This window comes from Serratia sp. 22278 (assembly GCF_052045405.1).
GTDB lineage: Bacteria > Pseudomonadota > Gammaproteobacteria > Enterobacterales > Enterobacteriaceae > Serratia > Serratia marcescens.
Window position 1 is genome coordinate 1 of sequence record NZ_JBQEOW010000010.1, and the last position, 18,692, is coordinate 18,692.

Here is an 18,692-nt window from a genome sequence, read left to right on the forward strand (position 1 = left end):
ATGACGACGCCACCGCCGCGCACGTGGCCGAATCCTGCGCGCTGGGCAGCGCCATCGCCGAGTTCCCCACCACCGAGGCGGCCGCCCGCGCCTCGCACCAGCAGGGCCTGCAGGTGCTGATGGGCGCGCCGAACATCGTGCGCGGCGGCTCCCACTCCGGCAACGTGGCGGCGCACCACCTGGCGGCGCTGGGGGTGCTGGATATTCTCTCTTCCGATTATTACCCGGCCAGCCTGCTGGACGCGGCGTTTCGCCTCGCAGCGGACGAGCGCAACGCCTACGATCTGCCCCAGGCGGTGCGTATGATCACCCGCAACCCGGCGCGGGCGCTGGATCTGCAGGATCGCGGCACCATCGCCGAAGGATTGCGGGCGGATCTGGTGCTGGCACGGCCGCACGGCGAGCACGTTTATGTGCAGAACGTGTGGCGTCAGGGCAGGCAGGTGTTCTGATGGCGCGGCTCATCTATCTGATGGGGCCTTCCGGCGCAGGCAAGGACAGCCTGCTGGCCGCGCTGCGGGCCGACGCCGACCGCGCGCCGCTGGTGGCGCACCGCTACATCACCCGGCCGGCAGACGCCGGCTGCGAGAATCATATCGCGCTGAGCGAACCCGAATTTCTGCGCCGCCGCGCCAAGGGGCTGTTCGCGCTCGACTGGCAGGCGCACCAGCAGCGCTACGCGTTCGGGATCGAAGTGGATCTTTGGCTGCTGCAGGGGATCGACGTGGCGGTCAACGGTTCGCGCGCCCACCTGCCGCAGGCGCAGCAGCGCTACGGGGCCCAGCTGCTGCCGGTGTGCCTGCAGGTCAGCGCCGCGATCCTGCGCCAGCGCCTGCAGGATCGCGGGCGGGAAAGCGCCGAACAGATCGAGCAGCGGCTGGCGCGGGCGGCGGAATATCAGCAGAGCCTGCCCGCCGGCTGCCGGGTGCTGCACAACGACGGCCCACTCGACGACACCCTGGCGGCGCTGCTGGCGCTGCTGCCGACCTCTACCCGACAAACTCAGGACGCGACGCCATGAACGACTTCGCCCAGCCGAAAATCGGCGACAACGTGACCCTTAACCGCACCCGGCTCGGCCAGTATGTGCATCTGGCCGACGATGCGATCCTGGAAGAGGTAGAGATGGGGGACTACTCCTACACCGCCGGGCACAACCAGATCTTTTACGCCACTATCGGCAAGTTCGTCTCCATCGCCTCCTATGCGCGCATCAATCCCGGCAACCACCCGACCTACCAGCGCGTCGCGCAGCACCACTTCACCTACCGCGCTTCCGAATACGGGCTGGGGGAAGACGACGCAGCGTTCTTCGACTGGCGGCGCGAGCACCACGTCACCGTCGGCCACGACGTGTGGATCGGCCATAACGCCATCCTGATGCCGGGCGTCAGCGTCGGCAACGGCGCGGTGATCGGCAGCGCGGCGGTGGTCACCAAGGACGTGGAGCCCTACAGCATCGTCGCCGGCGTGGCGGCCAAAAAGATCGGCATGCGCTTTGACGACGCGCTGATAGAACGCATCGAACGCAGCCAGTGGTGGCACTGGGATCACGCCACGCTGCAGGCGCGGCTGGCGGATTTTCGCGACATCAACCGCTTTGCGCAGAAGTACCTTTAACGGAGGGGAGCGATGCAACTGACCTTTCTCGGCACCGGCGGCGCGCAGCAGGTGCCGGTGTTCGGCTGCGACTGCCCTATCTGCCAACGGGCGCGGCGCGAGCCGGCATTTCGGCGGCGAGCATGCAGCGCCATGCTCAACTATCAGGGGGAAACGACCTTATTGGATGCGGGATTACCGGCTTTGGAGCGGCGATTTTCGGCGGGGCAAATTCAACGTTTTTTACTGACACATTACCACATGGATCACGTTCAGGGGTTATTTCCTTTGCGTTGGGGGTGCGGAAATTCCATTCCGGTATATGGCCCGCCGGATGAACAGGGCTGCGACGATCTGTTCAAACACCCCGGCATTCTGGCGTTTCAGCCGCCGCTGGCGCCCTTCACCACCGTCGAACTGGGCGGCATGCGCATCACCCCGCTGCCGCTGCAACACTCCAAACTGACCCACGGCTATCTGATCCAGGCGGGGGGCGCTGCGCTGGCCTACCTGACCGACACCGTCGGCCTGCCGCCGGCCACCGCCGACTATCTGCAGAACGTGGCGCTGGATCTGCTGGTGCTCGACTGCAGCCTGCCGCCTCAGCCGCAGGCGCCGCGCAACCACAACGATCTGACCCGCGCGCAGGAGACGCAGCGGTTGCTGCAGCCCAAACGCACGCTGCTGACGCACATCAGCCATCATCTCGATCGGTGGCTGCTGGACCACGAACTGCCCACCGGGCTGGAGCTGGCGTTCGATCACCTCAGCGTCAGCCTCGGTAGCAGTGCAGCCGATCCGACTCCAGCACCCTGACCCCTTCACCCGGCGTGAACGCCTGCTGCAGCAGCGTTTGCGCCACGTCTTTGGCGGCGACCGCGCGCCATTTGCCGGGCAGCAGCCTGAACAACGGCAGCGTAAGGCGCTCCATCAGGCGCGGCGCAGGGCGATCCCCCACCAGCATGGAAGGCCGCACCAGCGTCAGGCGCGGCCAGCGCTGTTCGCGCAGCGCCTGCTCCATCTCGCCTTTGGTGCGGTTATACAGGAAGGTGGAATCCGCGTTGGCACCCAACGCGCTCACCACCAGACAGTGCTGTGCCCCCAACCGGCGGCCAGTCAGCGCGCTCTCCACCACCAGTTGGTAATCGACGTAGCGGAAGGCATCGGCGCTGCCCGCCGCCTGGCGGGTGGTGCCCAGGCAGCAGAACACCAGATCGACCGGCTGCTGCAGGCCGCTCAGCAGTTCGAACAGCGCATCACCGACCGGGTTGGTCAGCTTGCCGTGCGGCGGCAGCGGCGTGCGCGTCGGCGCCACGATGGCCGTTATCTGCGGATCGCTTTGCAACAGCTGCAGCAACTCGCGCCCCACCAGCCCGGTTGCGCCGACTAACAGTGCTCGCGCCATGCGATCTCCCGTTGTAATCAATACGTCGATTTAAAGTATAGACCGCGCCCAATGCAGCTTCTTGCCGAAGCCCAGGGTGTTGTCGGTCATCTTCACCTCGTGCAGATCCAACCGCCATACCGAGGCCTTCATCGCCCTGGCGATCGGGAAGCGCTTGCAGTAACGCGCGCGCGCCGCCTCGGCCTCTTCGCCGCTCAGCAGCACCGCCTCGGCGCGATACTGCACGCCGCGGATCAGCGCGATGCTTTTCGGTTTCGGCGCGATGGTGCCGACCACCCGGCCGTTGTTCAGCATCAGCCCGCCGTGGCGGGTGTGCGGTTCGGTCATCAGCCACAGCGCCATCGTCGCGGCGTCGAACACGTAAAAACAGTTGGCGCACCACATGTCGAGGCCGTCGCCGGCGCACAGCGTCAAGACGTGTTGTTTACCGATAAAATCCGCAATCTGCTGCCGTTGTTCTGGGGTATTCAAGGTTACTCGCCTCCCTGTTCACTCACTTCATCTTACCCTGCGTTGTTGAGGCGAGTCACAAATAACGATAATCACCAAAAAACCCACATGAATATAAAATCACAATATTCGTATTTTTACTCACTTCAGCGTTAAGCGGATTTATAACATAAAAAATACAAGGCGGATTTATTTGATCGTTATGCAACCGGTTAATCGAGCGATTTTATTGTTCTCATCCTGACGACACGCAAATTTAGCGCGTCTGCCCGGCGCCGATTAGCAATTTATTTACATGCTCATTTGTCTGCCTGGCCGCAGTTTATGCAACTCACTGCATAATCAATGAATAGTTATTTATAAACACCGGCATTTATGTGATGAGAATCACGATTTTCTGCCCATCTTGCGTTAAAATAGCGCCATCTTTTCACTCAACAAGGTGGATTAGAAAATGGAAAACAATAACCGAAAAATGGCGCACATCAGGCGCACAACCCATATTATGATGATGGCTCATCGCAGCTGCTTTAGTTTCGCATTCTTCAACTACAGATAACCCTCACCCCCTCGCTCTTACGCCGTTGTTAAGAGTGTCTTTGCGTTTCACTTTATTCTCCGCACTCCGGTGATAATGTCTTTCCCCCGTAAACCGGGAAGGGCGCGCAATACATTTTTAATACCGTCAAAGAGCCTCCAAGAAAAATAAAACAAAGAACACAGTTAATGTCTTAGGGCATCACTGGGCTCTCGTACACCTTTATTTTCGTGAAGGCGTTAGCGGCAAATGAAATTATTTGCCGGCGGAATGCCTTTGCCTGAAGAATGAGAAAAATGAAAAAATTAAAAATTGCCGCCAACACCCAAACCCTCGGCTGCTTTGAAACTGAACGCGACATCGTCGATGTGCATCACAGCGATTTCAATGACGTCGCCGCCATCGTGCTGTCGGTGGAGGACGTCGCGCAAGGCATGGTGGCGCGCATCGAAGAACACGGCCTGAACATTCCGCTGTTCGTCGCCGTCTGCTGCGAAGAAGAGCTGGATAACGCCGTCTTGCCGGCGCTGCACGGTGTGTTTGAACTGTGCGGCAAGAATACCCAGTTCTACGGCAAACAGCTGGAGGCCGCCGCCGCCAAATATGAGAGCGAACTGCTGCCGCCGTTCTTCAACACGCTGACGCAATACGTAGAAATGGGCAACGCCACTTTCGCCTGCCCCGGCCACCAGGGCGGCGAGTTCTTCCGCAAACATCCGGCGGGCCGCCAGTTCTTCGACTTCTACGGCGAAACGCTTTTCCGCTCCGACATGTGCAACGCCGACGTCAAACTGGGCGATCTGTTGATCCACGAAGGCGCGCCTTGCGCTGCACAGCAGCACGCCGCCAAGGTGTTCAACGCCGACAAGACCTACTTCGTGCTCAACGGCACCTCGGCCTCGAACAAGGTGGCGACCAATGCTCTGCTGACGCGCGGCGATCTGGTGCTGTTCGACCGCAACAACCATAAATCTAACCACCACGGCGCGTTGATCCAGGCCGGCGCCACGCCGGTTTATCTGGAAACCGCGCGCAACCCGTTCGGCTTTATCGGCGGCATCGACGCGCACTGCTTCGACGAACGCTACCTGCGCCAACAGATCCGCGAAGTGGCGCCGGAACGCGCCAACGAAGCCCGCCCGTTCCGCCTGGCGATCATCCAGCTCGGCACCTACGACGGCACCATCTACAACGCCCGCCAGGTGGTCGACAAGATTGGCCACCTGTGCGATTACATCCTGTTCGACTCCGCCTGGGTGGGCTATGAGCAGTTCATTCCGATGATGAAAGACTGCTCGCCGCTGCTGCTGGAGCTGAACGAAAACGATCCCGGCATCATCGTCACCCAGTCGGTGCACAAACAGCAGGCCGGCTTCTCGCAAACCTCGCAGATCCATAAAAAAGACAAGCATATCAAGGGGCAGAGCCGCTACTGCAACCACAAGCGCTTCAACAACGCCTTTATGTTGCACGCCTCCACCAGCCCGTTCTATCCGCTGTTCGCCGCGCTGGACGTCAACGCCAAGATGCACGAGGGCAAGAGCGGCCAGCGCCTGTGGCAAGAGTGCGTGCGCGTGGGCATCGAAGCGCGCAAAATGCTGCTGGATACCTGCACGATGATCAAACCGTTCGTGCCGGATCAGATCGACGGCAAGCCGTGGCAGGCCTATGACACCGCGGCGATGGCCAACGATCTGCGCTTCTTCAACTTCGTGCCCGGCGAGAAGTGGCACGCCTTTGAGGGCTATGCCGAGTCGCAGTACTTCGTCGATCCATGCAAGCTGCTGCTCACCACGCCGGGCATCGATACCGCGACCGGCAGCTACAGCGAGTTCGGCATCCCGGCGACCATTCTGGCCAACTACCTGCGCGAAAACGGCATCGTGCCGGAAAAATGCGATCTCAACTCGATCCTGTTCCTGCTGACGCCGGCGGAAGACATCGCCAAGATGCAACACCTGGTGGCCCTGATCGCCCGCTTCGAGAAGCACATCGAGCAAAACTCCCTGCTCAGCGAGGTGCTGCCTGCGGTCTATAAAAACCACCAGCAGCGCTACAAAAACTACACCATCCGCCAGCTGTGCCAGGAAATGCACGACCTTTACGTCAGCTATGACGTTAAAGAACTGCAAAAAGAGATGTTCCGCAAAAGCTATTTCCCACGCGTGGTGATGAATCCACAGGACGCCAATACCGAGTTCGTGCGCGGCAATGTGGAATTGGTGTCGCTGGCCAAGGCCGAGGGCCGCATCGCCGCCGAAGGCGCCCTGCCTTACCCGCCTGGCGTGCTGTGCGTGGTTCCCGGTGAAATTTGGGGCGGCGCCGCGCAGCGTTATTTCCTGGCACTGGAAGAAGGCATCAATTTATTGCCGGGGTTCGCGCCGGAATTGCAGGGCGTTTATATCCAACAGGATGAGGACGGCTGGAACCGCGCTTACGGCTACGTCATGAAAAATTAATCACCTTACGGGGCGGCGATTATTCTCGCCGCCCGGATCGCATCCTAAAAGAGAAAATGATCATGAGTAAGTCCAATAATAAAATGGGGGTCGTACAATTAACGATCCTGACCGCCGTGAATATGATGGGTTCCGGCATAATTATGCTGCCGACCAAGCTGGCCGAAGTAGGCACGATTTCGATCGTTTCCTGGCTGGTGACCGCCGTCGGCTCGATGGCGCTGGCCTACGCCTTCGCCAAATGCGGCATGTTCAGCCGTAAATCCGGCGGCATGGGCGGCTACGCCGAATACGCCTTCGGTAAATCAGGCAACTTCATGGCGAACTATACCTACGGCGTTTCGCTGCTGATCGCCAATATCGCCATCGCCATTTCAGCCGTCGGCTACGGCACCGAGCTGTTCGACACCACGCTCAGCCCGCTCGGTATCTGTATCGCCACCATCGGCGTGCTGTGGCTGGCGACCGTCGCTAACTTCGGCGGCGCGCGCATCACCGGCAAAATCAGCGGCATCACCGTCTGGGGCGTGATCATTCCGGTGGTGGGCATCTCGGTCATCGGCTGGTACTGGTTCAGCGGCAGCGCCTACGTCGCCGCCTGGAACCCGCATCAGGTGCCGACCTTCGAAGCCATCGGCGCCTCCATCTCAATGACCCTGTGGGCGTTCCTGGGGCTGGAATCCGCCTGCGCCAACACCGACGTGGTGGAAAACCCGGAGCGCAACGTGCCGATCGCCGTACTGGGCGGCACCCTCAGCGCGGCGGTGATCTATATCATTTCGACCAACGTGATCGCCGGCATCGTGCCGAACATGGATCTGGCCAACTCCACCGCCCCGTTCGGGCTGGCGTTCTCCCACATGTTCAACCCGACGGTCGGCAAGATCATCATGGCGTTGATGGTCATGTCCTGCGTCGGCTCGCTGCTCGGCTGGCAGTTCACCATCGCTCAGGTGTTCAAATCCTCCGCCGACAGCGGCTTCTTCCCGAAAATCTTCTCCAAGCTGAGCAAGGCCGACGCGCCGGTTAAAGGCATGCTGACCATCGTCGTCATCCAGAGCGGTTTGTCGCTGATGACCATCAGCCCGTCGCTGAACAAGCAGTTCAACGTGCTGGTGAACCTGGCGGTGGTGACCAACATCATCCCTTACATCCTGTCGATGGCGGCGCTGGTCATTATTCAGAAAGTGGCGAAGGTGCCGGACAACAAGGCACGCATCGCCAATATCATCGCCGGCATCGGCGCGCTGTACAGCTTCTATGCGCTCTACAGCTCCGGTGAAGAAGCGATGATGTGGGGCGCCATCGCCACCTTCCTCGGCTGGACGCTGTACGGCATCGTTTCGCCGCGCTTCGAGCTGGCGGGAAAAAAGGGGTAAAGCGGTAAGGCTCCGGCGGCCGGGGATGGGATTGTGATGGCGAACATGCCATCATACGCCGACCCTGGCCACCGAAACGGCGTACGATGACCGATACTACCCCCACTCCCTGGCACCTCTATATGCTGCGTTTACCGAGCGGCATACTGTATACCGGCATCACCACCGACGTGGCGCGCCGTCTGGCGCAACATCAGGCCGGCAAAGGCGCCAAGGCGCTGCGCGGCAAAGGGGAGCTGACATTGGCGTTTCACTGCCAGGTGGGGGATCGCTCAACGGCGCTGAAGCTGGAATACCGCGTCAAACAGCTGAGCAAAATACAAAAAGAGCGGCTGGTGAATCACCCGCCGCTGTCGTTGGCGTATTTGCTTCCCCGTTAACAGGTGTCGGTAAAGTTTTATCCCTTCTATTCGAACTGCCTGGACGGCAGTGAACTGATGGCAAGACGCTCGCGGCCGGCCGCCGAATTTCTAAGCTGCCTATACGGCAGTGAACACGGCCCGCAGCCATTCTGCCGCGTGGAGATTTTTCTAAGCTGCCTATACGGCAGTGAACCTCCTTCCTGGGTGGTTGATTTATCTCTCGTCTTTCTAAGCTGCCTATACAGCAGTGAACGCGCGCTAGTGATGGCAGATGGCTGGTACGAGTTTTCTAAGCTGCCTATACGGCAGTGAACTTGATGCCAGTATTCAACTGGATCGGCGACAATTTCTAAGCTACCTATACGGCAGTGAACGCCATACCGCACCGCCGCCGAGTGCATCGACTTTTCTAAACTGCCTATACGGCAGTGAACGTCACGGAGTTTGGCGAGAATTCGAAGCCCTTTTTCTAAGCTGCCTATACGGCAGTGAACTATGCAGGGAGTATAGTTTATGCCTTTTAAATTTCTAAGCTGCCTATGCGGCAGTGAACGTCAGTTGCACCAGGCGCGCATCAATCGAGGTTTTCTAAGCTGCCTATGCGGCAGTGAACGAACAAAGAGTTCCGCTTCCACTTCTATCCGTTTTCTAAGCTGCCTATGCGGCAGTGAACGCCAGTCGACGGCGCCGGTTTCATCCTCGATCTTTCTAAGCTGCCTATGCGGCAGTGAACATGTTCAGTTGTTGGTTAATGGATTACCCCTTTTTCTAAGCTGCCTATGCGGCAGTGAACTTTCAAGTCCTGCAGCGTCATCGTGCTGTAGTTTTCTAAGCTGCCTATACGGCAGTGAACCGAGGCAGTAGAGGCCAATCCCTGCGGATAATTTTCTAAGCTGCCTATACGGCAGTGAACCAATGTGGCGTTCGACAACGCGCACCTGGTCGTTTCTAAGCTGCCTATACGGCAGTGAACGCCAACGGTGACAATATTTACACTCCCGTAAATTTCTAAGCTGCCTATACGGCAGTGAACATCTTGATGATGAAGTAACCCCCGGCGTCGTTTTTCTAAGCTGCCTATACGGCAGTGAACGCCGACCACGTCGAACCGGTGATGCGTGAATCTTTCTAAGCTGCCTATACGGCAGTGAACGTAGGACTGCGCCGTCGCTGCAGACGTGCCGATTTCTAAGCTGCCTATACGGCAGTGAACCATGCAGTCAGACTTCACAATCCGCCGCGTCTGTTTCTAAGCTGCCTATACGGCAGTGAACAAAGAGCGCCCGGTGATTTTCAACGGCGAGATTTTCTAAGCTGCCTATACGGCAGTGAACGCGCAGCAGTTGCTCAGAATTCGAACGGGCTGTTTCTAAGCTGCCTATACGGCAGTGAACGGCGTGCAGCATGCGTGTCTGCATGGCGACATTTTCTAAGCTGCCTATACGGCAGTGAACAATGAACACCGTCATTGCTGTAATCGCAGTCTTTTCTAAGCTGCCTATACGGCAGTGAACAAAATGGAGCTTCCAAAGCGTTACGTTAGCCATTTCTAAGCTGCCTATACGGCAGTGAACATCGCGGAAGGCGATCAGCGCCGGCGGCACCTTTTCTAAGCTGCCTATACGGCAGTGAACGGATACTTGTCCCACTCCAGCACGCCGTCATATTTCTAAGCTGCCTATACGGCAGTGAACTAAGAAGACATAACCCCTCTTATCATCACTTATTTCTAAGCTGCCTATACGGCAGTGAACATTACCTCTCCCTATGATCCGCAGATGGTTGATTTCTAAGCTGCCTATACGGCAGTGAACTGAACAAAAAAATCACTAACAAACTGATTATTAAAGAACAACAGTCAAATACCTCGGTTTAACCCTAATTTTTCAGATACCGTTCAGAGGCAACAAAATCAATGTGTTACCTCTGAACGAAAAAAAGGGTTAAAACCAAGGCACCGTAGCGGACGCGCTCAACCCATAGAAACTAAAAACGCCCGGCGTTGGTTTCTCCTGTAATTGGCCCTGTTTCACGAACAAGCGAAAATGTTGTCCGGTGGAGAGACTTTTCAAGGCAATAAAGGGCAATGAGGTTCGCTGCTCGTTCGCCATCCGTATTCTTTCCCGTGCCTGTTCTTCAGTCAGCCAACCTTTATTGACGGCCCGGCGGCGTATACGCTCTACGCTACTCTTTACCTGAACTCTGCTGACCGTACGGAACGCCGCCTCAGCAGGCACGGCCTGGATGGGCGATAGGTCGGTATAGTCCCGCAGTCCTTTAAGCCAGTCGAATCCCCCCAGCGCCGTCAGCGCATCGTGGCTGCCATGCAACCGCAAAATGGCGCCTGGCGTACGTTGCATCTGCGGAAAGCTGATACCGATATCACCTTTGCCATAGGCAGCCAGCGCCCGATGCAACTTGGCGAACAATGCCGACAGCAAAATGGGTTCGCTGAACTCAGGATCGGGCAATACGCGGACGTCCTGATAATGATCCATGGTATCCCCTTATTCGCCTTTTTCGCCAAATACGCCGCCACGGATCAGCACCGCCATCACGTAGTGCTGCTGTTCAACCGACGGTTTCTCCTCTTTAATCACCCAGCGGTCGAGTAGCGTGTAAAAATCCATCTTTTCCTTTGGCTGACGGCAGGCGATGCCACGGCTGGTCACCGACCCATAAGGTTCTACGGCGATCGCGCCAAGAGAATCGGCCTGAGAATGCCAGGTATCAATAGTGCGCAAAGCATTACCGACTTTCTGCGAGTGCATCGCGGCAACGCCATCGACCTGGTACAGCAACTTACTTTTCTTACTGTTGCTGTCTAATACCAGCTCCTGAGAAGGGAAAATTTCCTGCCCATTCCCCAGGCGTACAAACGCCTCGACATTGAACAAAGCAAAACTTTCTCCCACCAGGCCACGCTCAATTTCCGCCGCCAGCTCGCCTAGCGCCCCTTTCGGTTGGCTAAATTCGCGCAGGTTGTACTCATGCGCGTTGAATTCCCAGGTTTTACTGCCGGTCACTCGCACGGCGATCTTTTCAGCCCCCACGCGGTTACGCCACAAGAAGCGCCCATTCGCCAGGTTCTCGGCGTAGCGCGCGGCTACAGCACCAAAACCATGCTCGGCGATATAGCCTTCGATCACCGCCTGCAGCGCATTTTGATAGTCCTGATCGTTACAGACCGACGGCATCGCCAGATTGCCCAATACGCGCAGCGTGAACGCCACCTTTAGGGTATCGGCATTTTGCGGCAGCGCCGCAACATCGACCGTTTGCAGGTTTGGCTTCTGAATTTCCGCATCAAGCTTGGCGGGATCACTGGTAATCGCGTTTTTCAGGCGGTTAGAGATGGTCCCACGCACCGCCTTTTCTTTAATGACGATAGGCTGCCAGCTATCGGTTCCCCACTCACCCGCCAACATGATGGCGTCCGAGTTTGCCAATTTGCGTTCAAATGCCAACACCGAAGCGGTTTTAATCGTTGATTTAACCATTGCAATAATCCTTTAAAAGTCGTCGAGATAAATTGAGTCAGCGGATTCGTCATCCTGCGGAATCACTGCAGACGGAGTACGGCAGTAATAGCCGTTATCGGTCGTTTGATAGCGCCAGAACAGCGCGGATAAATCGTGAATACGGTGCAGGCCGCACCATTCACCCACGCCGTAAACGGCTTCAGCGAAGCAGAACGGCGTCGACGCATCGCGCGCATTCAGCACTTCACCTGCCGGGTAGAGAGGAGAAATACGCTGATAACCCGTCATGAGCGGCACTAAATAGCCGGGCTGAGGCTTACCTACGTATTCCCAATCAGCCTTGTCTCCCACTTCGGGTGTTTTATCCTGATGAGTGGGCACCGCCTGCATTTTCAATGCGGCGAAGTCGAGCCAGGCATCCAACATTTCCGCCTGCGGCCGATGTTGTTTTAGCGCCGTGAAATGTTGTTGCAACAGCTCTGAACGATCTAACAAGGCAAAGCCGGGTAACAGCCGGCACACTAAACGCCGCACGTCATCAGGCTGCTGCGGATAGCCGCGCACGCTCACGCCTCGCAGCCGCGTAATGCTGCCGCCGGCCATTTTTTGCGTTTGGCATAAGCGGTAAAGGTGTTCTTGCAACTGATCCAAGCCAATATCGCCGTTGGCAATTTCGCCGGTGCATTCAATCACCAGCGAGACCGTCATGTGCATACGCCCTTCTTCATTGAAGGCGGCGGTTTTAGCTTCTTTGGTCAATGGATTGCGCGTCAACGCGAACTGGTAGTCACGCCCCGATGAATGGGCATGAATTTGGCGCCTGTGGCATATCACACCACAGCCACCCAGCGTTAAACCGTGACTGGCCTGTAACTTGCGCGACAGCGCGTGCACATAGCCGAGGAAGTGGCTGATGGCAGGAAAACCGTAGGTCAGCCCCGCCACCGCGTTGGCATTCTCAACCTGAAGATGACGCAATACGATCACATGGCTCATTTGAGATCCTCCGCCAGCGCGTCTTCCAGCTCTCTTAGCCGTTGCCGGAACAGCGGCGCAGTGCGCCACTCTCGGCGCTCTACCATTCCCATATTCATCGGCTCAATACTCAACTGACGATTCAACCAAACGGCGAAGTCATCGGCAATATCAACCTGCCACGCATCCTTTTCCCGTTCGGCTCGGAACAGCTCGTCGTCCATACTCCGGAAGGGATCGAGCCATAGCTGCTGCGCCGCTTTCAGCTCGCAATTATCGTTACGACTCCAGCCGCGCCATTCCTCACGTTGAATATCTGCTGCAACGTTAAACAGCATGTCGATGATCTGATCGATATAATCCTGGCGGCGACGACGGATCTCTTTGGTGCTTTCCCGCTCCTGTACCTCAAGCAAAAAATGCCTCAGTTGCGCCACGATGCCACGCACCAGATAGCTGAACGGCCCGCGCCGATCAAAAATGGATTTACAGCCATAAGGCGGCTTATCCAGGCTTTGCCAGTCCGGCGGCGTACATGGCAGCAGCCACACTCGGCCGCCACGTGCGCTGTTAAGGTAGGAAATATTCTGTGGTTTGGTGCCGCCCATATTCATCACCGCCGTATGCGGGAAATAAGTCAGCTGCTGCGGGTGCCACTGCCCCGCTCTGCGCGCCTGATTGACCTCTTTGGTTTCGTCGCTGAAACGCACGTGCAGCAAACGATCGTGCAATGCCTGGGCAAGGGAGGAAGAAAACAGCGGGCTCAGCAAATGATAACCATCCTCCACCGGGAAATAGATCTGCTTGGCCAACTTATGCGAGCTGGGCTGTTTGTTCATCAGCGCCTGGCTAAAACCGAGAACCCACTGTTCAAGCTGCTCAGCATTTTCAGCCAGCTCAGCTAACGCCGAACGATCCTGCCGCTGTAAGCAGGCCAGCAGAGAATCGCCTTGATGCTCGGTTTGCAATAGTTTGGCGACATCCAACGCGGCGGCATTGCCGACGGCATCCACCGCAGGCTTTGGCAATGCAGCCGTTGACAAATAGCGTTCATCACCCTCCCCCTCGCCGTATACGCTGCTGCCTTTGGCATCGCTGTGGGTGTATTTGGCGGCATGGGTGACCAGGCTGATTTGCCCGGCACGCACGGCGGCGTCCGTTAACCAGGCCCGCACCTCATAACGCTGCTCCAGATCGCGCCGTTCCTGCGCCAACTGCTGTTGCAACACACCCTGTTCGGCCTCCGTTGCTGCCGCCAGCTTCTTCTGCGCGTCCTTATCGAAGGCTTCGAGCTTGGGCTCTCGCCTGCCTTCTATGTAGGTCACGATAAAAGAAGCCAGTCCTTGTTGTGGCATATTGAGCTCCTTAATTATCAAATCTATGATTCAAAATGCGCGGAACACTCCAAGCGCCGGATGGAATCGCCACGTATCGGTGTCGTCCTCATCCAGCTTGCGTAAATTGATTTCGCCAAACCTCTCGCTGATCTGCGCAAATTCCATCCCCAACGTATCCGCCAGGCGGCGGTATAGCTGCGGATAATCGTTATCCATCCAAAGGCTGTTGCCATCCGCTAATGCCAGACTCGGGTAGTCAAAATCACCGCTCTGTTTGCTGCCGTTGGGGCCCGCGTCGCGTTTCACAAACACCATGCTTTCTTCGTCTTCTTCCAGAGACAGGTAATACTGTGTTTCTTGGGCAGACTGACGGAATGGGTAGCGCCGTTGCATTTCAGCATTCCAGCTCAGGGGATAACGCCACCACAGAGCGGCGCTTTCTGTGGTTTTCTGCGTACCCAGTAACGTTTCCCACAACCGGCGATGCTCCAGATCGACCAAATTCTCGAACAGGGGCCCCTTACCGGCGCCTTGCCGTTCGCGAATTCGTGGAATAGCGCTGGGGAATTGGTATTGCTGAGGTAACAGCAACGCCTGCAGATCGTGGCTGGCTAACCGGAAATGTCGGGATTCGAACCCCGGCCGGCAATACGCCAGGCCTTCGTTATTTCGCTCGCGCAGCGCTTTAATGTTTTTATTGAGAATTAACAAATTAGGCGTTACCGGCGTCTGCTGCCGGTGTCGCTGAACACGTCCCGCCAATTGGATAAGCGAACGCATCGAGCTGGGTTCGGCGATTGCCCAATCCAGATCCCAGTCACGCCCAACCTCCGCGACCGGTGAAGCCAGTACGACAAAAAGATGGTTCGATTCACCATCACACGCGACAGCCCGCTTGATCTCCTCAACCTCCCATAAAGTTTCCGGTTGGTGGCGCGTCAGCGTGGCATCCAGCCGCCGTTCGATATGCGAACGCATCGCCAAAGGATGCTGGCTGTGGTAAATGCAATAATGAATGCGGTAACCGGCCGGTGGAGCGAGTTGCATCAGGCATTGGGCTACCGCCACTAACGGATCGATATTCGCCATGCGAATCAGGCCGATGGAGACTGTCTTACCGTTTGCATGCTGCTGGCAGTGATGTTGATGCAGTTGGATAATGGCAGAGTGCAAACAGGCCGCGACAGCCTCCAACACCACCTCTTTTTGCCGCCCCGCCACCACGACGGGCAACAATTCCGCCTGACGTAAAGGCGTAAGCTGTTCCAGCTTGCCGATACGCTGCGTGACAAAACGGGTGTGCTCATCCAAAAACATCGACGCTTTATCTATCTCAGCACTGACAGCGCCATGCTCATCGAACCAGGCGCAGCAAACGTTCAACGGTGTGCCCGGCTCAGAGCAGGAACGTTGATACTCGCGTCTTCCCGTGCAGTAGGCGTTAAACAGTGCCTGCACCAACGCAGGGGGCAGCGTCGCGGACGAAAGCAACACGCGGGTACCCAGCATGCCTGCCCAATTAACCAAACGGCAGAGCGCCGGCAAGTCAGCAATGTCGAAGTCATCCGGCTCATCCAGCACCAGATCGGCGGTAAGCAGGCGCAACATCGGGGCTATTTGCCGCCCGCCACGAACGCCCTCCGTCGCCGGGATGAGGTAATCGATAGTGCTGACCAAGACCGGTGCACTGATCAACTTGTGCAGGCGGCTATCCTGGGCCAGCCAGCGGCTCAGGCGGCCATCATCCAGCGAACCGTCGTAACGGACATACTGATGTTCGGCAAATAGCGCTTCAGCAGAAACGCTACCGACATCTGAAACAGGAGTCTTATGCAGTTGCTGAACGGCCGTGGAACCGATCATCACGGCGAGATCGTCGTCTTGTAAATGCAGCCGGTCACGTAACGCATCGCCAGTTTGCAACGTCAACGTACGCAGGCCAAGCGCAATGCTGAAACGGCATCCCTCCTGTTCGTCCGCCAGCGCATACATAATGCGAGCGTTGGCAAATGTTTTTCCGCAGCCGGTCGACGCCATGTTCACGCCAAAAAAGCCTTGTTTAACCGAACGCTGCCGCAGTGCGGCCGCGACGTCGTAGGCCTTGTCCTGCCAGCGATATCTTTCGTGCGCAGAGCGGCGTTTGAAGCCTTTGTGGCGAGTGATGGCGGGCAGCGTTTTGCGTACATGCGGCAGTAAGCGCCCTAAAAGCAACGCGCCTTGCCCTACGCCAATATTATGCTCGTCCAACTGCTGTTTACGCTGGCCGGTCTGATGATCGGTATTCGCCCATGCCGCATACCCAGGTGCCTGCCAATCGGTTACCGCCGGCCCAGCGGAATAGACATGATCCGCCAACATCAGCGTCAAGCGTGCCAAATGAACGGCAAACTGTTGATCCAGATTGCCGAATTGAACCAATGAACCAAGTTGTTGAGCGCGCTTGGCCAGCTTTTGCGCTTTCGCGCACCATAAGGCACTTTGCAGCGGTGTGCCTTGTGGGAACTGCCATACCTGAGCGAAATCCTCCGGTATCCAGTCACTGCGATCCTGATTCGTCGAGTTCCAGCATGCGTTAAGCTGATTTTCCAACCAACTGTCGCTGCAAGCAAAGTCTGGGGTATCACGATAACGTTCGGCATCATCTTGCCGGGGATATGCCGGTAATCGATGGTGAGCCACTATCAGCCAGCCAATCGCCTGCGCCAAGGGCGGTAAGGCTTTGAAAGGACTATCTGACATCCCTTGCCGATCCCGATACAAGCGCTGTAATAAAGCCGGTTCATCCTCTGCAGTGATTTCAGCTAACGCAGCTAACCACTGCTTATCTTGCCGCTGACCGACAAAGGCCTGGAACAGTCGCAGAGAAATCCATTCATGGCGATACGGCTGAAACCGTTTCGCCCCTGGTTGTATCAACCCCGCCTGAAACAGCGCGTTCGCCTTGCCAAAGTCATGAAACAGCCCGGCAATCCCTGCCATCAAGGCCATCGCCTCAGCGCTGTGCCAGTGATTCTCATCCTGGCTTTTCAAAACATCGCGGGCGGTGCTATTGGTCGGCACGGTTCCCTGGGCGTTAAACCTGCGCGGATTGCCTACCACCCACAGCAGCTCCGTCTGATTAGCTCCCCGGATCCAGTGGCAGGCAACCGCAGTATTTCGGCGCGCCGTCTTACGCAATGCCCGCCGCAACGTGTCCAGTCCCTGCAGCGTAATTGCCGTTTGCCAAGTGCGATCGCCCTTTCGTTCTGCGAACTGGTCGAGAATTTTACGCGTTTGAGTAAGTGCGAACTTATTGCATTGCGCAATCAGCAGAATATTCATGAGGGGCCCGCCCCTAAACGCAAGGCGGTTTCTTGTAGGGTATCAATCATCAGATCCAATGCGTCGGCACGCTGAAAACCATTCAGGCAGCGTTGCCTAAAGTCTTGCTCCTCTTCCCCCGCCATCGCCGCTATGAAGGCCTGGGGCAAAATCAATGCGTCTTTTATCAAGTCTGCTACGTCGAAAACTAACCCGCCGCGCCGCGTTTTGCCATGCAAGACGGCTAAACCGTGGGGCAAGCCGGTCACCCAGGTTGCCGTTGCCGCCAGCCCATAAGCCAGGTAATTACCGTGATCGAGAAAACGGTTAGCCAGATCGCTGCCGCCACCACGCTTGGCGCGAATAAAATCGCCATAGCTGACCGCTTCCGCCGCTAACTTATACAGCGCTTTAGTCATTACGGCTTCTTGCAACATCAATTCATTGTGCGTTGCGCTCTCGCTGAGCTTTGACTGATAGCGCTCAACCAACGCCAATAACCGCTCTTCATTCAATACAAAACCGTCTTCGCGCTGCATTCGAGCGCCCAGCCAATGTCGTTTAATTTGCTCGATACGCACCTGTTGAAAAACTCGGGCAGCTTCAAGCCTTTTTGCCTCATCGAACCAAAAACTTACCCAGTTCTGAAGGTATTCCGTAGAACGATACTCGCTCTGCGGAGTCAGCCACGAAACGGCAACTTCCACTTCGTTCGCTGCAAATAGGGGTGTTCCACCGCCACCACAGAATCCGACTAAAACGCCGGCGCGAGCAAACTCACGCATTGCAGCCTGCGTGACCGAGGTTCCGGTTCCCAGCATGATGGCGGTTGTGTTGGCAATGGGGATGTTCCAGTAAAGGGACTGCTTTCCTTCGTCCGTGACATATTCGACGCGGCCGCCATTCACTAAAACTCGGCAATATTGCAGGTAATACAAGTTTGCTCGTTTCGAGTGCAGTATTGTTTTTAATTCAGAGGAAGAGAGGGCATTCTTCATTGTTTTATTTCTTATCCATAATGAAATAATTACAATTAAAATAAATAACAAGCAATGCATATCAATGCAGGCGACACCAACGTTCTACCACGTTTCTCCAAGGAAATCCGTTGCAACCGAGTCAATATCCATCAATCGGACAAATAAAATCATCCACTTATTGATCACTGCCGGAATGAGCCAAATACATATTACTTTTTCCTATATTCTGCCTGTACGGCAGTGCACTGGCGCATCGAACCGGGGCTTTATACTGTGTATTTCTAAGCTGCCTATGCGGCAGTGCACACCAAATCGCCGATGAATTGGACGCCGCTTCTTTTCTAAGCTGCCTGTACGGCAGTGCACGTTGCCGAACACCAGATAATCCAGCGCATAGCTTTCTAAGCTGCCTGTACGGCAGTGCAC

16 protein-coding genes and 2 CRISPR repeat arrays (1 of these 18 running past the window's edge) are annotated in these 18,692 nt (G+C 56.7%); of the genes, 8 read left to right on the plus strand and 8 right to left on the minus strand.

Annotation, left to right across the window (positions count from 1 at the left end):
* The 4 genes from ACTJJ6_RS17485 to phnP all read left to right on the plus strand — a co-directional run.
* The coding region (locus tag ACTJJ6_RS17485; protein WP_440827417.1) for an amidohydrolase family protein at window positions 1-452 on the plus strand (452 nt) is incomplete at its 5' end.
* Window positions 452-1,021 carry a ribose 1,5-bisphosphokinase gene (phnN, locus tag ACTJJ6_RS17490; protein ID WP_021504235.1) on the plus strand — a complete coding sequence of 190 codons (570 nt, stop codon included), beginning with the start codon at window positions 452-454 and terminating at the stop codon, window positions 1,019-1,021. The genes ACTJJ6_RS17485 and phnN, both read left to right, overlap by 1 nt.
* The gene (locus ACTJJ6_RS17495) at window positions 1,018-1,620 is read left to right on the plus strand and encodes a DapH/DapD/GlmU-related protein (RefSeq protein ID WP_049243056.1); all 603 of its coding nucleotides are present in this window, start codon (window positions 1,018-1,020) and stop codon (window positions 1,618-1,620) included. Before phnN ends, ACTJJ6_RS17495 begins: the two co-directional genes overlap by 4 nt.
* A gap of 12 nt (window positions 1,621-1,632) precedes the next feature.
* Window positions 1,633-2,415, plus strand: coding sequence for a phosphonate metabolism protein PhnP (gene phnP, locus ACTJJ6_RS17500; RefSeq protein WP_049300827.1), 783 nt, complete (start codon window positions 1,633-1,635; stop codon window positions 2,413-2,415).
* Here the strand turns inward: phnP and ACTJJ6_RS17505 are convergent.
* Together ACTJJ6_RS17505 and ACTJJ6_RS17510 are read right to left on the minus strand one after the other, a co-directional pair.
* Complete coding sequence (locus tag ACTJJ6_RS17505) at window positions 2,372-3,004, minus strand: NAD(P)H-binding protein (protein ID WP_197758665.1); 633 nt, start codon at window positions 3,002-3,004, stop codon at window positions 2,372-2,374. The two genes, phnP and ACTJJ6_RS17505, sit on opposite strands and share 44 nt — an antisense overlap.
* 30 nt (window positions 3,005-3,034) lie before the next feature.
* The gene (locus tag ACTJJ6_RS17510; protein ID WP_015376428.1) at window positions 3,035-3,475 is read right to left on the minus strand and encodes a YhbP family protein; all 441 of its coding nucleotides are present in this window, start codon (window positions 3,473-3,475) and stop codon (window positions 3,035-3,037) included.
* Between the two features lie 433 nt (window positions 3,476-3,908).
* Here ACTJJ6_RS17510 and speFL point away from each other — a divergent pair, with 433 nt between their 5' ends.
* The 4 genes from speFL (at window position 3,909) to ACTJJ6_RS17530 (ending at window position 8,210) form a co-directional block, all read left to right on the plus strand.
* On the plus strand, window positions 3,909-4,013 hold the full coding sequence (speFL, locus tag ACTJJ6_RS17515; protein WP_004933443.1) for a leader peptide SpeFL: 105 nt from the start codon (window positions 3,909-3,911) through the stop codon (window positions 4,011-4,013).
* 275 nt (window positions 4,014-4,288) lie between these two features.
* Window positions 4,289-6,451 (plus strand): ornithine decarboxylase SpeF, encoded by a 2,163-nt coding sequence (speF, locus tag ACTJJ6_RS17520; protein ID WP_016929309.1) that lies wholly within the window; start codon window positions 4,289-4,291, stop codon window positions 6,449-6,451.
* A 62-nt stretch (window positions 6,452-6,513) separates the two neighbouring features.
* Window positions 6,514-7,830, plus strand: coding sequence for a putrescine-ornithine antiporter (gene potE, locus ACTJJ6_RS17525; RefSeq protein WP_025305085.1), 1,317 nt, complete (start codon window positions 6,514-6,516; stop codon window positions 7,828-7,830).
* An 86-nt stretch (window positions 7,831-7,916) separates the two neighbouring features.
* A complete protein-coding gene (locus ACTJJ6_RS17530; RefSeq protein ID WP_325994716.1) occupies window positions 7,917-8,210 on the plus strand; it encodes a GIY-YIG nuclease family protein in 294 nt (97 codons plus the stop codon).
* 87 nt (window positions 8,211-8,297) lie between these two features.
* A CRISPR array of direct repeats spans window positions 8,298-10,006; the repeat unit is 28 nt; unit sequence TTTCTAAGCTGCCTATACGGCAGTGAAC.
* Window positions 10,007-10,135: 129 nt separating this feature from the next.
* Here ACTJJ6_RS17530 and cas6f read toward each other — a convergent pair.
* Genes cas6f through cas1f form a run of 6 tightly spaced genes read right to left on the minus strand, consistent with a single transcriptional unit; the run spans window position 10,136 to window position 18,284 of the window.
* The gene (cas6f, locus tag ACTJJ6_RS17535; RefSeq protein ID WP_440802884.1) at window positions 10,136-10,690 is read right to left on the minus strand and encodes a type I-F CRISPR-associated endoribonuclease Cas6/Csy4; all 555 of its coding nucleotides are present in this window, start codon (window positions 10,688-10,690) and stop codon (window positions 10,136-10,138) included.
* A gap of 9 nt (window positions 10,691-10,699) precedes the next feature.
* Window positions 10,700-11,692, minus strand: a complete 993-nt coding sequence (gene csy3, locus ACTJJ6_RS17540; protein ID WP_440802886.1) for a type I-F CRISPR-associated protein Csy3 — start codon at window positions 11,690-11,692, stop codon at window positions 10,700-10,702.
* Window positions 11,693-11,704: 12 nt separating this feature from the next.
* Complete coding sequence (gene csy2, locus ACTJJ6_RS17545; RefSeq protein ID WP_173888100.1) at window positions 11,705-12,670, minus strand: type I-F CRISPR-associated protein Csy2; 966 nt, start codon at window positions 12,668-12,670, stop codon at window positions 11,705-11,707.
* Window positions 12,667-14,004, minus strand: coding sequence for a type I-F CRISPR-associated protein Csy1 (gene csy1 / locus ACTJJ6_RS17550; RefSeq protein ID WP_440802889.1), 1,338 nt, complete (start codon window positions 14,002-14,004; stop codon window positions 12,667-12,669). The genes csy2 and csy1 overlap by 4 nt, the downstream gene beginning before the upstream one ends.
* A 30-nt stretch (window positions 14,005-14,034) precedes the next feature.
* Window positions 14,035-17,307: a type I-F CRISPR-associated helicase Cas3f gene (gene cas3f, locus ACTJJ6_RS17555; RefSeq protein ID WP_440802892.1), complete on the minus strand. Its 3,273-nt coding sequence runs from the start codon at window positions 17,305-17,307 to the stop codon at window positions 14,035-14,037.
* A complete protein-coding gene (cas1f, locus tag ACTJJ6_RS17560) occupies window positions 17,304-18,284 on the minus strand; it encodes a type I-F CRISPR-associated endonuclease Cas1f (protein WP_440802894.1) in 981 nt (326 codons plus the stop codon). The genes cas3f and cas1f overlap by 4 nt, the downstream gene beginning before the upstream one ends.
* Window positions 18,285-18,484: 200 nt before the next feature.
* Window positions 18,485-18,692: a CRISPR direct-repeat array (repeat unit 28 nt; unit sequence TTTCTAAGCTGCCTGTACGGCAGTGCAC); it runs 721 nt beyond the window's last position.